The sequence below is a fragment of the Nocardia coubleae NBRC 108252 genome (genome assembly GCF_001612805.1).
Classification (GTDB): Bacteria; Actinomycetota; Actinomycetes; order Mycobacteriales; family Mycobacteriaceae; genus Nocardia; species Nocardia coubleae.
In genome coordinates, this window is record NZ_BDBD01000011.1 from 542,753 (window position 1) to 556,815 (window position 14,063).

General features: G+C 66.0%; 15 protein-coding genes. 5 read left to right on the forward strand and 10 right to left on the reverse strand.

Translation table 11 applies throughout. From position 1 onward, the window contains the following. Window positions 1-55: 55 nt before the first annotated feature. Window positions 56-625, reverse strand: a complete 570-nt coding sequence (locus NCO8_RS11535) for a hypothetical protein (protein ID WP_067638837.1) — start codon at window positions 623-625, stop codon at window positions 56-58. An 86-nt stretch (window positions 626-711) separates the two neighbouring features. Between NCO8_RS11535 and NCO8_RS11540 the strand changes: the two genes are divergently transcribed. After that, on the forward strand, window positions 712-1,434 hold the full coding sequence (locus tag NCO8_RS11540; protein ID WP_067638838.1) for a VIT1/CCC1 transporter family protein: 723 nt from the start codon (window positions 712-714) through the stop codon (window positions 1,432-1,434). 435 nt (window positions 1,435-1,869) lie between these two features. Here the strand turns inward: NCO8_RS11540 and NCO8_RS11545 are convergent, their stop codons facing one another. From NCO8_RS11545 to NCO8_RS11570, 5 genes are all read right to left on the reverse strand, one after another. Beyond that, complete coding sequence (locus NCO8_RS11545) at window positions 1,870-2,175, reverse strand: hypothetical protein (protein ID WP_157104883.1); 306 nt, start codon at window positions 2,173-2,175, stop codon at window positions 1,870-1,872. A 434-nt stretch (window positions 2,176-2,609) separates the two neighbouring features. Further along, entirely contained in the window at window positions 2,610-3,461 is an 852-nt protein-coding gene (locus NCO8_RS11555; protein ID WP_067638843.1) for a sterol desaturase family protein, read from the reverse strand. A 43-nt stretch (window positions 3,462-3,504) separates the two neighbouring features. Further along, window positions 3,505-4,269 (reverse strand): helix-turn-helix transcriptional regulator, encoded by a 765-nt coding sequence (locus NCO8_RS11560; protein WP_067640015.1) that lies wholly within the window; start codon window positions 4,267-4,269, stop codon window positions 3,505-3,507. A gap of 11 nt (window positions 4,270-4,280) precedes the next feature. Then, on the reverse strand, window positions 4,281-5,420 hold the full coding sequence (locus NCO8_RS11565; RefSeq protein WP_067638845.1) for a serine hydrolase domain-containing protein: 1,140 nt from the start codon (window positions 5,418-5,420) through the stop codon (window positions 4,281-4,283). 46 nt (window positions 5,421-5,466) lie between these two features. Beyond that, window positions 5,467-6,258: a helix-turn-helix domain-containing protein gene (locus tag NCO8_RS11570; protein ID WP_245655318.1), complete on the reverse strand. Its 792-nt coding sequence runs from the start codon at window positions 6,256-6,258 to the stop codon at window positions 5,467-5,469. A gap of 316 nt (window positions 6,259-6,574) precedes the next feature. On the opposite strand from NCO8_RS11570, the gene NCO8_RS11575 reads away from it, so the two are divergent. Beyond that, window positions 6,575-7,882 (forward strand): hypothetical protein, encoded by a 1,308-nt coding sequence (locus NCO8_RS11575; RefSeq protein ID WP_084456933.1) that lies wholly within the window; start codon window positions 6,575-6,577, stop codon window positions 7,880-7,882. Continuing rightward, a complete protein-coding gene (locus tag NCO8_RS11580) occupies window positions 7,879-9,207 on the forward strand; it encodes an outer membrane protein assembly factor BamB family protein (protein ID WP_067638850.1) in 1,329 nt (442 codons plus the stop codon). The genes NCO8_RS11575 and NCO8_RS11580 overlap by 4 nt, the downstream gene beginning before the upstream one ends. A gap of 89 nt (window positions 9,208-9,296) precedes the next feature. Here the strand turns inward: NCO8_RS11580 and NCO8_RS11585 are convergent, their stop codons facing one another. Then, on the reverse strand, window positions 9,297-9,875 hold the full coding sequence (locus tag NCO8_RS11585) for a GNAT family N-acetyltransferase (RefSeq protein WP_067638852.1): 579 nt from the start codon (window positions 9,873-9,875) through the stop codon (window positions 9,297-9,299). Window positions 9,876-9,988: 113 nt separating this feature from the next. Here NCO8_RS11585 and NCO8_RS11590 point away from each other — a divergent pair, with 113 nt between their 5' ends. Then, window positions 9,989-10,549 (forward strand): TetR/AcrR family transcriptional regulator, encoded by a 561-nt coding sequence (locus NCO8_RS11590; RefSeq protein WP_067640017.1) that lies wholly within the window; start codon window positions 9,989-9,991, stop codon window positions 10,547-10,549. Between the two features lie 254 nt (window positions 10,550-10,803). Here the strand turns inward: NCO8_RS11590 and NCO8_RS11595 are convergent, their stop codons facing one another. Together NCO8_RS11595 and NCO8_RS11600 are read right to left on the reverse strand one after the other, a co-directional pair. Then, window positions 10,804-11,307, reverse strand: a complete 504-nt coding sequence (locus tag NCO8_RS11595; RefSeq protein ID WP_067638854.1) for a GNAT family N-acetyltransferase — start codon at window positions 11,305-11,307, stop codon at window positions 10,804-10,806. 62 nt (window positions 11,308-11,369) lie between these two features. Continuing rightward, window positions 11,370-12,680, reverse strand: coding sequence for a DUF1254 domain-containing protein (locus NCO8_RS11600; protein ID WP_067638856.1), 1,311 nt, complete (start codon window positions 12,678-12,680; stop codon window positions 11,370-11,372). A 312-nt stretch (window positions 12,681-12,992) separates the two neighbouring features. Here NCO8_RS11600 and NCO8_RS11605 point away from each other — a divergent pair, with 312 nt between their 5' ends. Further along, the gene (locus tag NCO8_RS11605; RefSeq protein ID WP_067638858.1) at window positions 12,993-13,619 is read left to right on the forward strand and encodes a TetR/AcrR family transcriptional regulator; all 627 of its coding nucleotides are present in this window, start codon (window positions 12,993-12,995) and stop codon (window positions 13,617-13,619) included. A 73-nt stretch (window positions 13,620-13,692) separates the two neighbouring features. Here NCO8_RS11605 and NCO8_RS11610 read toward each other — a convergent pair whose 3' ends face one another. Next, window positions 13,693-14,037, reverse strand: a complete 345-nt coding sequence (locus NCO8_RS11610) for a thioredoxin family protein (RefSeq protein ID WP_067638860.1) — start codon at window positions 14,035-14,037, stop codon at window positions 13,693-13,695. Between the last annotated feature and the right edge of the window lie 26 nt (window positions 14,038-14,063).

Consider the following 14,063-nt stretch of genomic DNA (forward strand, 5'->3'; position numbering starts at 1 on the left):
CACCCGAGATGCCCGGAGGCTCAGCCGAATTCCCGTGGACAGGCAGCGGAGGAAGTCAGTCGTGCAAGATCGGTGTGCTGTAGCGGTACCAGTTCGGGGCGAAGCGCTCGTACACGTGTTCATAGGGGCGCGGCGGTCCGCTCGGCGGTGTCGATCCGGGAGCGAAGTAGGCGACACCGCCGTCGGTGGGGTAGATCGCGAAAATGCACCCGCCGTCGTATGGATAGACGTTGTCGACGTGCATCACACCGAACCAGGTCGCCCCACCCTTCGCGCACACCTGCGCAGCACGCGTGAACGAATCTTCGGACAACCACCAGGCGAGCCGGTCCGGTACTCCCGAAAACACCAGTGCTACACCGATCCCCACCACGAGCGGAGCGGTCACGACAGCCCGATACTCGCGATACTTCGCGCAACCGATCGGGGCGAGAACCATCCACGCCACCCCAGCCGCGAGCAGCACAGCACCCGCCAGCAGCAGAGCCATCAAGGTGTAGTCGGTGACCACCTCGAACAACAACACCGCGATCCCGAAGCACGACGCCACAGTTGTCGCACGCATGACGTACTGCCATGTTCGCGATATCTCGACCGCCTCCGACGACACCCCCGACTTCGTCATGCTCGACAGCCTAGACACGCCAAGACGTCGGCCACGTCGAAGTCTTCGTGAACCAGCGGTGCGACGAGCTCGTTTAGGCTGATCGGGTGCAGGACTCGCCGACCGACACCCACCCGCACGAACCCCATGCCGAGGGCCTCGCCTCCCGGCTGAACTGGCTGCGCGCCGGGGTACTCGGCGCCAACGACGGCATCGTCTCCACCGCCGGACTGGTGGTCGGTGTCGCGGCGACAACGAACGACAGCACGACGATCCTCGCCGCGGGCGTGGCCGGACTCGTCGCGGGCGCGATCTCGATGGCGGCCGGTGAGTACGTATCGGTGAGCACTCAACGCGATTCGGAGAAGGCGCTGCTGGCCAAGGAACGGCGGGAACTGGCCGACTTCCCCGACTACGAACTGGCCGAGCTCACCGAGATCTACCAGGCCAAGGGCCTGAGCCCGACAACCGCGCGCAAGGTAGCCGAGGAACTGACCGCCCACGACGCCTTCACCGCCCACGCCGAAGCCGAACTCAAACTCGACCCGAGCGAACTCACCAATCCATGGGCCGCCGCAGGCTCCTCAGCGATCGCGTTCACCTGCGGAGCACTGCTCCCCCTGCTGGCGATCGTGCTCCCGCCGGCACAGTGGCGGGTGCCGGTGACCTTCGTGGCAGTACTCGTAGCGCTCGCGCTCACCGGGTCGCTGAGCGCGCGACTCGGCGGAAGCGCGCGAGGCAGAGCAGTGCTGCGGGTCGTCGTCGGCGGCGCACTGGCCATGGCAGTGACCTACGCGATCGGCACGCTCACCGACACCCTCGGCGGCTGAGCGGTCAGGGGTCGGGCGGAGGTCGAGTGTCACGGGTGACCGTCGCGTCAGCACAGGTCCGTACTCGAGGTTCATCGGCGGATACCCGACACCGGGCCACACCCGGGGCTCCAAGAGCGCGGATGTTCACCGGCAGGTTCTCGTCCACCACGATGTGCTGACCATCACGATCATCAGTGCGTGTTTCGGCATAGTCCTTACGCGCCGCCGTACTCGCGCTCGGCGGGTGGCGCGGTGTAGAAGAACGTCTGGGACAAACGAACGCGGCCCGCGGACCAGTTTCCGGTCAACTTTGACCAGCTGCCTGAGCCGGTAGTCGACGGTGTTGGTGTGCACGTGCAGCCTGATTGTCGGGATTGCCGGACCTGAGAGATTCGACAGGGTCACCCGAGTTGTCTTGCATGTTTCCTTGCGATTCGCGCCCGCGTCGGCGATTCAGGAGACGACCAGCCGTTGTTGACGGCGCTGGTAGGACGGCGGATCCGTCGTGATCAGATCGCACCGGGTTCGCACCCATGCCGGGTTGTTCTGAATATGTCGATACGTGGGAGTGATGGCCACGGCGATCTGGTGGGTCTCGATGTAGTCGAGCAACGACTCGAGGTCCATATCCGGTTCGACGATGGTATGCACGATCCGGAGACCGTGCGCGGTGGCGATGTCGAGCGCTCTGGCACGGGCGGCGCTCAGGATGCCGACGAGTTGCAGCCGGTCGACGACGAAGACGGCGTTGTCGTTCATTCGATCCTCCTCGCGGTTCCCGCCGTACAGGCCTGGCAACATCGGAGTTTCCGGATGGCGGGTCAATCCAGTAGACGCCGCTTCGATCGCTCGGAAAACTATGTCTGGAAACTCCACAGCTTCGAGGAAAAATTCTTGAGAATCTCCCAGCGCCTACTGGGTAATTACACCTTCGCCCATGCCATACCGGCAGATCATGTTCGCGATCGGATTCGATTCAGAGACAAAGCAAGGGCTGATCCGATGTGAACTCTCGCAATATACGGACCAGGTCACCTGCAACAACCCGCACGATTCGTATCGTCACAGACGCAGCCTTCGGGCGGCCGGTACCAACGCCGCGAACAGACTCGCCCGCAGCACGGATCGCCCTTCCACCCTGCGGGTGAGTTTGTCCGACCCCGCGCAGAGGTCGCGGTCACGCTGTCTGCTGCTCAGCGAGTGAACGGTTTCGCGAGTTGGGCGAGATAGCCGCTGGGGTAGTCGGGTTCGGCCGCCATACCGAGATCGGCGCTGGAAAACCGTCGGCCCGGGTCGTAGCTGTAGGTGCGCAGCAGGTGATCCCAGACGAGGGTGAACAGCCCGAAGTTGACGTCACCGATGCCTGCCCATTTGAGGTGGTGGAAGCGGTGGCCTTCGTTGAGCGCCAGAACATATTTCAAGGGGCCGACGCGATAGTCGGCATTGGAGTGTTGCAGCAGCAGTTGCACCGCCACCGCCAGTGACAATGCCGCCGCGACCGGGACGGGGATCCCCGCCGCCAGCAGCGGGGTGACTCCGGCGGTCATCTCGATGGTCTGATGCAGCGGGTGTTTCATGAGGCCGTTGAGCCCGTAGAACCGTTGCACACTGTGGTGTACCGCGTGGAAGCGCCACAGGATCGCGACCTTGTGACTCGCGTAATGCGCCAGAGTGATCCCGAAGTCGGCGACGAGGATCGCGACCAGCACCTGGGCGACGAAAGGCCAACTGCCAGGCCAGATCCCGTCGCCGGGGATCACCGCGGCGAGCACCGGGATAGCGGCGACGCTGCCCAGGACCACGGTTTCGTTGACGACACTGTGCGCGGTGTCACGGCCGAAATCACCGTGGGAGGTATTCCAATCCGCCCGGTACGGCAGGAGCGCCTCGGCGGCGAACGACACAGCGACAGCGATGCCGAGCAAGGCGAGCAGCCAAAGTTTGTGGGCGCCGGTGGCGGCCACGGCGATACCCGCCCCGTTGATGCCGATCAGCATCAACGGGGCGTAGCCGTAGCGAATGAGTGAAGCAACGAGTGCGGACATGGATTCAGCGTCGCGCCCCGGTACCTGTATCGGCTTGAAGAAATCAGCTGACCTGTGCCGGTGGCGAACGCCATCCGGTGGCGATGAGTGCTTCGGTCGGGGTGATACCGATCAACTCCCGACACGTACGGGTCAGGTGTGCGCTGTCGGCGAACCCGGCCGCGTAGGCGGCCTCGGTCAGCGAACCGCCCTCGCGCACAACCGTGAAACCGCGCTGCAGCCGAGTCCAGCGCCGCCACGCCGCATATCCCGAGCCGACCTCGGCGGTGAACACATGCGCGAGCCGACTCGCCGACATCCCCACCCGGGCAGCGAGTTCGACCAACGACGGTGGTCCCCCTGGCCAACCGGCCGCGACGCGCAGTGCGTCGGCGACCGCCGGATGCGAGCGCCGCCGTGCAGCGCCGAGCGAATCGAGCGAGTTCTCGGGTGAACGCGGGGATGCCGCGGTGACCCAACTGGTGGCGGCTTCAAAGGGCAAGCCGGCCAAACGGGCCAGCGCGGCGCGCGCGGTGGCGGAGTCGGGATCGAGGAAGGCCGCGAACCCGGATGTTCCGGGTTCCGCGGTGACCTGGTGGACAACACCGGGCGGGATGATCGCCGCCGTGGCGTGCGTTGCCTGCCCCTGCGCATCGGTGAGAACGAGGCCACCACGGGCGACGAACAACACCTGGACCGCGGCATGGGCGTGCCGGTCGGCGTCGCCGATCCGGCCGGTGAACGCCATGAATCCAGGCGTAAACACCGCATCACCGCGCCACCGCGCAGCCGACTCCGCGACGTGCGGCGGCGCGGTGACCCCTGCCATGATTCGCACCTTCAGCGCGGTGACGACCCGGGGCGTCCGCCGGTCAGTGTTCGCAGGAGAGCAGCGAAAGCGTCATCGATCGCGTGCGGTTGTGGGCGGCCCGACGGCGCCAAGGTGTTCCAGCGCTGGAGATTCAGCGCGACAGAGGCTTGGCGGGTTCGGTCGGCGCTGGTCAGTGAGATGGCGCCACCACCCCAGACCGAGCCGTCGTGACCCCAGAAGGTGCCACGGCCTGGAACCTCCATCCGGTGCAGCCCAAGCCCGTAGTCGACGGTCTTGCCTTCGAAGGAGATCACCGCGACCGTACGCTGCATCCGTTCCAGCATCGCGCGGCTGATGATCTCACCGGCGAGGAGCAGATCGAAGAACCGGTTGAGGTCGGCGACGGTCGAGATCAGGGACGCCGACGGGCCCACCCACGACATGTCGTAAACGCTGTAGTCGCGCGGCGGGTCGATCATGCCGAACCACGCTTCGTAATGCTGGGAATGCGGCCCGTCGATCTCGGGACCAGCGGGCAGTTCGGTATCGCGAAGACCGGCACGTTCGATGACATTTCGGGTGATGAACTTCTCCGCCGAAGTCGCCGTGACCGACTCCATCAGCCGACACAGCAGCAGGTAATTGGTGTTCGAGTACACCCCTGGCGGCTTGCCGGGGACACCGACCGCGGGTGCGGCGACGCCCAACCCGATCAGCTCGTCCCAGCTGAACTTGCTGAACCTGTTGTCGTCCAAGCTTTTCGGTGTCGTCCTCGCCAGATCGGGGAACGCGGCCAGCGACGGGTAGGCGTGTGGGAGGTATTCGGCGAGACCACTGGTGTGGTTGATCAGCATCTCGACCGTGATCGCCGCGCCGCGCTCACCCGGGACCAAATCCGGCAGATAGTGGCCGATCGGCGTATCGAGCCCGATCTCGCCGGCTTCGACCAGCTGCAGCACGGCCGCGGCGGTGAACGTCTTGGTGATACTGCCGACACGATGTCGCATATCTGCCGTCACCGGACGACCGGTGGCGAGGTCGGCGACCCCCGCAGCGCCGCGCCAGATCTGCTCACCGGCTCGCGCTTCGGCGAACACTCCCGGCACTCCGGCGCGATGCACCGCCTCGAGTGCGGCCTGTAGTTCGTCGGGATCAAAAGAATTACTCATGGCAGATGTCCTCTCGCGGTCGTCGCCTCGGCTGAGGCGAACACCACTATCGGCCGAGCGGACCCGTCGAGTATTGAGAAAATGTTCCCCACGCCCGGTGGCGGTAGCGCGCGATATCCGGCAGATAACGCGTGGCGAGCACCCCGGGTGTGCTGCCTGCGAAGATGGACACGTCACGGTGCAGATGCGCCTGATCTGCGTAGCCGCCATCCGCGGCGACCTCGGCGGCGGACCGACCCGCCAGCAAACCGTCTACCGCACAGCGGAATCGGACCAGCATTGCCGCACGTTTGGGGGTCAAGCCGATCTGCGACTCGAACCTCGACCAAAGACGTTTACGGCTCCACCCGCACGACTGGGCGAGGTCGGCGACGCGTACCTGCCCACGGGCGGCGAGTATGTCGTTCCAAGAGGCGACCACTTCGGAATCCGGCACGCGGCGCAGATCACTGTGCGCCAGAAACGATTTCGTCAGAGAGAACCGCTCATCCCAATCCGTGGCAGCGGCAAGTGCGGCCCGCAGATGGCGAGCCGGTCGACCCCACAGCTCCTCGGCACCGACCACGCCTGAACCCAGATCACGCGGGCTGACGCCCAAGAGCGAATAGGCGCGCACCGGCGACATACGGATCTCGATACACTCGGCTCGCGCGCAACGAACGCGCATCGCCGCGAGCGCGGGTCCGGCGACGAGTCCGGTCAACCTCTGCCGCCCGACGCCATCGTCGACCACGAGCTCGGTATCTCCGAAGTGGATCACCACGGTGACCGCCGGCGCCGCCGCGACGCGCAGGTCCAAGCCCTGCCCGATGCGGAAGCCGAGGATCGCTGCTCCCACACGCCCACCCTCGGACGGCCTCGCGAAATCCCATCCGGTGCCACCGAACTCCATTGCTCCCACCCAACCAGGCTAGTGACGTCCACGACCATCTGGTCGGTCCACCCGATCCCGGATCCCCGCACCCGGCGACGGACTCCCAGCCGACACCGCGCCGCCGAGCCATGAACGCGACTGTCCATTTGTTGCCACAGACCTCGATCACCTGTGCCTGTACGAGCTCATCGGGCCGGGACAGGGTGAACCGGAATCTTCTACGCTCTGAGCCATCCGGACAGCGCCCGCGTATTGTCCGAGCCGTTCCCGAGGAGGCCGGATGCCGGACAAGACGCCTACACGCGCGATAACGGGGTGGACCGTTGCCCTGTGGAGCTTCACGGCGGTGGCCGGTGGGGTGATCGTCGGAGGGCTTCTGCACGAGCCGGAACCCGAGCTCACCACCGCGCCGCCCACCACCACTGTTTCCGTCACGCCCGAGGCAGAGCTGCCGACGCCGGTCCGGGTTCGACCGTCGGTGACGTTTCCGACGCAGATTCCGGGCTGTTCGAGTGTCGAAGCGCCGTCGTCCGACGAGACGTACGGCGCGGTTTTCGGCCCCGGCGAATACGACAATCCAGCCTATCCGTGGTTCTCCGGACGGAAGGCTGTCGCGATGTCGACGGCGCTGCGTGCCGCGCTGCCGACCGATGTGACGGTCGGATTCGGGTCGCCCGACCGATCACTGCTGTTCGAACCGATCCTCGGGGAACCCGACAGCCCGTTCGGTGGATTCACTGGTGCGGGAGCGGACCTGCGGCGCGGCGCGGGTGCCGGGTCGCTGTGGGTCACCGTCGAGCAGTCCGAAGAACCGGTCCCGGCGTGCACGGCGGGTTGGCTCGACGAGCGACGAACCATGCCGGACGGTTCGACCGTCGACCTGCACGACACCTGGGAGGAGCTCGACGGTACCCGGACATTGTCACGCAGCGCCCAAGCCTATCGTCCCGACGGCAGCCGGATCATGGTCATCGCCACCGACGCGCCGTCCGGGTCGATGCCCACCGGAACCGTACCGCTCACCAAGGACGAGCTGGTCGCGATCGTGCTCGCCGACGGGCTCGGTGTCGGCGATCCGATTCCGCCGGGCACGATCGAACCGCCGCCGCCTTGTCATGTGCGAGTGGACAATTCGCCGACACTGGACGAAGCGGTGGCAGCACGGGTGAACGCGGCGCTGGCCGGTGCGCTCGACGGGATCAGCACGGACCGCCCGCTCGGCGACATGCGACCCGACGACTTCGGTCGGGGCGGGCTGTGTCAGACGGTTCGGGTCACGACGCCGGGGAAGCCATCCACGCTGACCGTGTCGATCGCCTCAGGACAACCGATGCCGAACACTGAACCCGAGCATGGCGGCTCCACACGGACCAGCGCCGACGGCACCGTGATCGAAACCCGCGAGGACTACTTCACCACCGCCGATCAATCCGGGCGCACCGCCGACGAATTCGTGCGGACCGTCGTTCTCACCAAACCGGACGGCACCCGCATCGACGTCACCTGCCGAGCGGAACGGCCGTCGTCACCGATGCCGTTCGAACATCTCGAAAAGATCGCTCTCGCACCGGGTTCGGTGACGCCGTGACAACGCCGGGGCTACGTGGGCTGATCGTCGCCGCTGTCGCCGCGCTCGTCACCGGCATCGGGGCGGTGGTGGTGTTGTCGCAACCCGCCGATACCACTCGCAAGATCACCGGCACCAACAGTGCCGCACCCGGTTTGGCCTGGTCGGTGAGCGCGGCCGAGTTGTCCGGGTCAGCAGATGCGGTCTTCCGCTCGCCGGTGTTCGGCACCGAATTCGATTCCGGCAGCTCCGGTTTCGTCGCGACCGACGACATCCTGGTGACCGTGGTCGGCACCGAGGACGCCTCGACCCTGTACGGCATCGATGCATACGACGGGAGCATCCGCTGGCGTGCGCCCGCCGCCGATCTCGGTGGTTGCGCCGACGTGCCCGTCGACGGGCACCTGGTGTGCTTCACGGGGTTCAGCGCCGACGGTACGGCCGTCGTCGGCTACGACCTGTCCACGGGACAATCGACACGCACCCCGATCGACTGGTCTCCGTTCGCGATCGCCGCCACCCAGGACCGGGTGTATCTGGTGGAGGGCAATGCGGAAGACGATGACGTGCGGGTGCGAGCGGGCACGCTGCAGGACCCGGATCGGTTCTGGACCACCCAATTCGCGCTGGGCGGCGCCTGGGAGGACGTGTTGATGGACATCATCATCGACGTCACGCACGGCCAGGGCGTGCTCGCGCTAAGCAGCGACCTGGCAGGCTTCGCCCTCGACACCGGTGCGACCACCTGGACCACCACCCGCATGGGCTGCGGCTGGTCGAGCGCCCTCGCGGGTGCGCTGGTGCGGCGCGTCTCCTGCGACACCGGCACCGACATCCTCGACCGCAGCGGCAAGCCACTGCCGACGACCGAAACCCCCGGCCGCACCCTGCTCGATCACCCCGCCGACGACACGATCCCCGTCGTCCTCGGCAACCACGCCTACGACCGCCGCACGGGCGCCACCGTGTGGACCTCCCCCGACCTGGAGGCCACTTCCACCTCGACCCTGGTGGCCGTCGTCGACGACACTGCCCTCCTGGCCGACCCGGAAGCCCAAACGCTGACAGCTCTCGACATGCACACTGGCCACCGCCGCTGGCAACGCCCTCACTCCACCCCCATCGAAACCGTCGCCACCACCACCGACTCGATCGTCATCACCCACCCCACCGGCCTCACCGCCCTCGACCCCACCACCGGCGACCCACTATGGGACATCCCCTTCCGCGCCATCCACTCAGACCCCTACGCCCTCACCGCGAACGGCACGCCACTGTCCCAGCCCGACGACCGCCTCGTCTACGTCAGCGCACGAACAGCCATCGGCCTACGCCCGCTGCCCTGACAACACACAGCTCCGAAACGAGCAGGGTCGCGGCTGTTGGGTGATCCCGCGACCCGTACTGCGACATCGGCCTCGCCTGGCACGGCTCGCTAGGCCCCGCGGCGGTGCATTCGCCACACGGACAGGCCACCATCGAGCGTGATGTGGTCGACCACCGAGAACCCGAATCGTTGATACAGCGGGAGGTTTCGTTCGGTCGAGGTATCCAGCCAACAGGCATGTCCAGCTCGATCGAGTTCGGTGAGGCCGTGTTTCATCAGCGCCGTGCCGAGGCCGGCCCCCCTGGATTGTGGTGTGGTACCGATGGTGGCCAACAGCCAGGCGCCGTCGGGCACCGGCAGCGTCGACATTCGTTCCTCGGCCGCCATCAGGTGGTCCAGTCGGTCGCCGTGCAGGTCCGCGATTTCGGCCGACACCGCCGCGCTCGGCGCTGGGGTGTCGGGCGGCAGGAAAGCGATCACGCCATGGCCGGTGGTGTCGATGTAGGCGCTCCCGTACGGAAGCGCCATGTGCTCGAGATAGATGCGCTGTAGCGACGAGATGCGTTGTAGGTGATCGTCTTCCGCGACGCACCAATTCGTCCAGGGGTAGTCGACGAAGGCCTCGCCGAGTACCTGCGCGGCGCGGTCGAGGTCTGGGGTGGACAAGGGGCGGATTGCAATGGACATAGCCAATTTGTACCCATGTACAAATTGCCTGTCCAGTCCATTTCCCGCTCGCGTACGATCGCACCCTGACGTTCGGTGTCCGAGGCCGAACGACACGTGCGATGGAGAGATCGATGGCTTATCTGGCCCGCGCCGCGCGCCGTCAATCGATCGTCGAGGCGGCAGCCGCGGTGGTGGCACGAGATGGACTGAGCGCGGTGACGGCGCGCACCGTCGCGAGCGAGCTCGGCGGCTCACAAGGACAGATTCACCATCACTTCTCCTCGACCGACGAACTCGCCGCCGATGCGTGGCGGCAGTACGCGGCCCACGAGATAGCGGCCTACCAGCACGCAATCCTCGACCTCGAGCCGGCCGCCGCGCTGACACTGTTCTTCTCCGACCTGGTCGGCGACGGCGAGGGTCACGCACTGGCTCGTTGGGCCGAGGCCGGTGCGCACGCCCAACTGCGCGGCCCGGTCGCGAGCAGCTATGTCGAAACCCTCACGCAATTGACCGACGTCCTCACGACCGTGCTGTCGCGTGCCGTCGCCGATGCGACCCAGGCGCGAGCGGCCGCCGCCCGCCTGCTGATGCTCGGTGTCGGTCTCGCCGGAATGACCCGGATCACCGATGACCCGGCGGTGCCGGTCCGCACGGTCATGGCTTCCGCGATTCGCGCCGAAATCCCCTGACAGCTGCCTCGGGGCCTCGCGGTCAGGGGCTCCGCTGCCAGTTGATGTGACGCAGTGACTCGGTCGCGAACTGGGGTGCGTCAAGTTGATGGCAGTTGTTGCCGTCGGGTTCTGCCAGATTGCTGGCGAGGATCGGCTCACAGCGAGCGGGGAGGCGCATCAGATGTCGGAGTATCTGGCCACGTGCGGATTCGCTGAGTCTGATGAGGGGGTGGAACTGTTGGGCTCGGTTGGGAGGATCCGGGCGAGCATGATCATGTCGCGGTTGACCCATCGATGCGGTGGTAGCGGCTCAGCATTCCTTCGCGGACGAATCCGCAAGTGTTGCAGACGGTTTGGGACGCTGTGTTGCCGGGCTCGATGAGAGCCTCCAGGCGGATGAATCCGAGCTCAGTGCCGAGTTCGGTGAGCAGGGCGACCGCGGATTTGGCGTAGCCGAGGCCGCGGTGGCGATCAAGAATCCAGTAGCCGATGTTGCCGCGGCGGGTGCGCTTGTGGTTGGCGGTGGCGCTGATCTGGCCTGTCGCTGCTGGGGTCGGTGCGGCCGGTGATCGGTCGTGGAGGCCGAGGTGCCGGTCCTCGGCGGCGAATGCGTAGGCGCGGACGGATTCATAGGTGACGGCGGCGTGGTGTCGGTCGAGGGCGGCCCCGAGGTTTCCGGAGTCACGTCGATCCGACGAGCGGAAGCGCGGGGCCTGATGGTCGTCGGCCCTCTGTGCCCGAGCCGCACGGCACGACGGTGAGGGCGCGCGACTCACCCTCGTCCGCACACCCCCCGCCGTTGTCGCGGTGCGGGCACCCGGCACGGGTGAAGGCGCTGTTATGACGTTTTGTGGACCGGCGGCGGGGTCCAGGTTCCGTCCAAGGCTTCGGCGGCGGGCGCGTAGAGGCGCAGGGTGATGCCCAGCGGGCCGGTGGGCGCGGGCAGCCAATTCGGTTCGCGGTCCGGGCCAGGGTTCTTGTGCGAGATGTAGATGTCGAGCGATCCGTCGTCGTTGTAGTTCAGCCGATCGCGGTCGCCGAGGGCGTAGCGGTCGAGTTCGTTGGCAATCTGGAAACCCTCCAGGTCATACATCGTGACCGACCAGAACGCCCCGACCGGTGGCAGTTTCCCGGCATCGAAGTGGAGCATGTAATCGTTGTCGCCGACGAGCGGGTTGCCCGCGGCGTCACGAACCAGCAGCGGGTAGATCGCGTCCTCGGCGGGGTTGGCACCGAGCCCGACCAGGGTGACCGCCGACCTGCGGAAGTAGTCGTTGCCGTAGACGCCGATGGTGGACAGGACGCTCATCCAGCCGTCGGTGGGCGGGATCATCGTGGTTCGTGCGGCGAGCAGGTCGGTGCGCGCGGCACTGACGCCCGCGTCGATCTCGGCGAGTTCGGCGGTGGAGAACCGATTCGCGTCGAAGTCCTGGCCGGCAACGATACCGAGTAGTGAGATCCGGGCGAGGATGGAGAAGTCGGTCGGGTGAGCGGGCACCGTCTTCAATACGGTGGCAGCGTGGCCGAAGAACTCCGTCGGGGTCATCTCGTTGACCCTGCGGAGCGGTTCGATCTCGCTGACCAGGGCAGGATCGGGTGTGAAGGGCGGCCGGTCGCCGAGTTCGGTGATCTGTAGTCCGGCCTGGAACTCGTTGACCGATGTGTAGTCGTCGGGGCCGTTCGCCTGAGTTCGCCCGATCACCCACACGATCGGGGTCGGCGCCTCGATCACCGGGATGCCCGCGGGCACCTGCCCGCGATAGCTCGGCCCGACGACGACATAGTCCTGGGCTTCGGTGCCGGTCGTGCGCTTGCCGGGGGTGGCGAACGCATCCGTCCAGGCGTCGAGCATCGGCATCATGTAATACCGGCCGTGGCTGTCGGGAATGTGGATCTGGACCGGACCGTCGGTGAGGTCCAGCCACGCCGACGAGTAGAGGGTGTCGAAGTTCGGACGGACGACCGCGCGGAAATCGACATCAGGCAATTCGAGCATGTGGTGGAACTGGTTCGGCGGTCCGAAGCCCGGGGTCGAACCGACCGGGGAGTTCGTCTGCTGACGGCGAGTGACATCCATCGTCACCAGCGAGTACAGGTAGACATACGCCTCGTAGCTCAAGGTTCGCAGATCGCTGGACAACACGCTCATTACGCCTCCATTGCAGATGATCCGGTGAGGGTCGGCCGCATCCATCGTCGGTGTCGGGACCGCGAGAAACATCACCCAGAGGGGATGAATCGAGTGACGTGTCCGCGCCGTCGTCAGCTTCTGGCAACTTCGAACCGGGCACAGCGAGACCTGCCTCTACCGGTCGGCGAATGGTCACCGAACGTCGGGTGGGGTCGTGACCGGCCACCGTGGAGCTTGCGTGGATTCCGGTCCTCGCCCCATTTCAGGCAATCATCACCGTCACTAGACTTGCCGACGCTGAGATCGCCACCGGGCTCGAGGAGGATACGGGTGCCGCCCAAATCGAACAACCGACGGCGCCCCACCCAAGACCGCGCCAAAGCAACACGCGAGGACATACTCGACGCCGCAGCAGCATTGTTCGGCGAACGCGGCATCACCGACACCTCCACCAACCGCATCGCCGCCGCTGCCGGGGTCAGCATCGGCACCGTCTACCGATACTTCCCCGACCGGGCGACGATCGTCGAAGAACTTCTCACCCGCATCCAGAACAACATCGAACGACGCTTCACCGAACGCGTCCACGACCTCTCCCACACCCCGGTGCAACAACTCGTCTCGGGCGTCTTGGCGGCCATCGTCGACGAAATGGTCACCGACGTCCCACTCGTACGCGCGCTGATAGCCGGGTTGAACTTCTACAGCAGCGGCATGCCCGAGCTCGAAGTACGCCTACGCCTGCTGGTCAAAATGCAGATCATCCAAACTCTCGGACCCGGCGACGACGACGAGTACGACGTGCTGACCATCACCATCATCAGCGCGTGTTTCGGCATCGTCCTGCGCACCGCCGTACTGGAGGACAGGCGCGTACGCGACGAGGTGATCGCGACGACCGCCCGACTGGTCGCGGCATTCGCCGACACCGAGATCCAAGCCCGCGCAACCGGTTGATTTCCCAATGCGACACGGCGATTGGGCCTGAGGCCGCGAAGGCCGCAACCGGTGTCATCCAGGCGTGACCCGGTCACGACCGATGACCGAACGCGACAGACATGTACTCGGCGAAGTAGGTAACCAGCTCCCGATGCGTTCGGGTGCCCACGATCCGGTCCCTCAGCTCACCGTCGGTGAATATCAGAATGGTAGGCAGGGCGGTGATCCGATAGTCCTCGACCACCCTCGACCAGTCGTCGTACTCCATTGTCGCGCAAGAAATCGACCGCCCGTGGGTTCCGGCGAATTGCTCGAATACCTGTCTGATCTTGTGCGAATTCGGGTCGCGACCGCCGTGAAACAGCACCGCAAATAGCGGGTCTCGGCGTTGCACGATCTGGCGAAACGTGGTTGCGTCGGCAATTGTTTCGATCATTGTGCCCATACTCCATTTACCGGTCC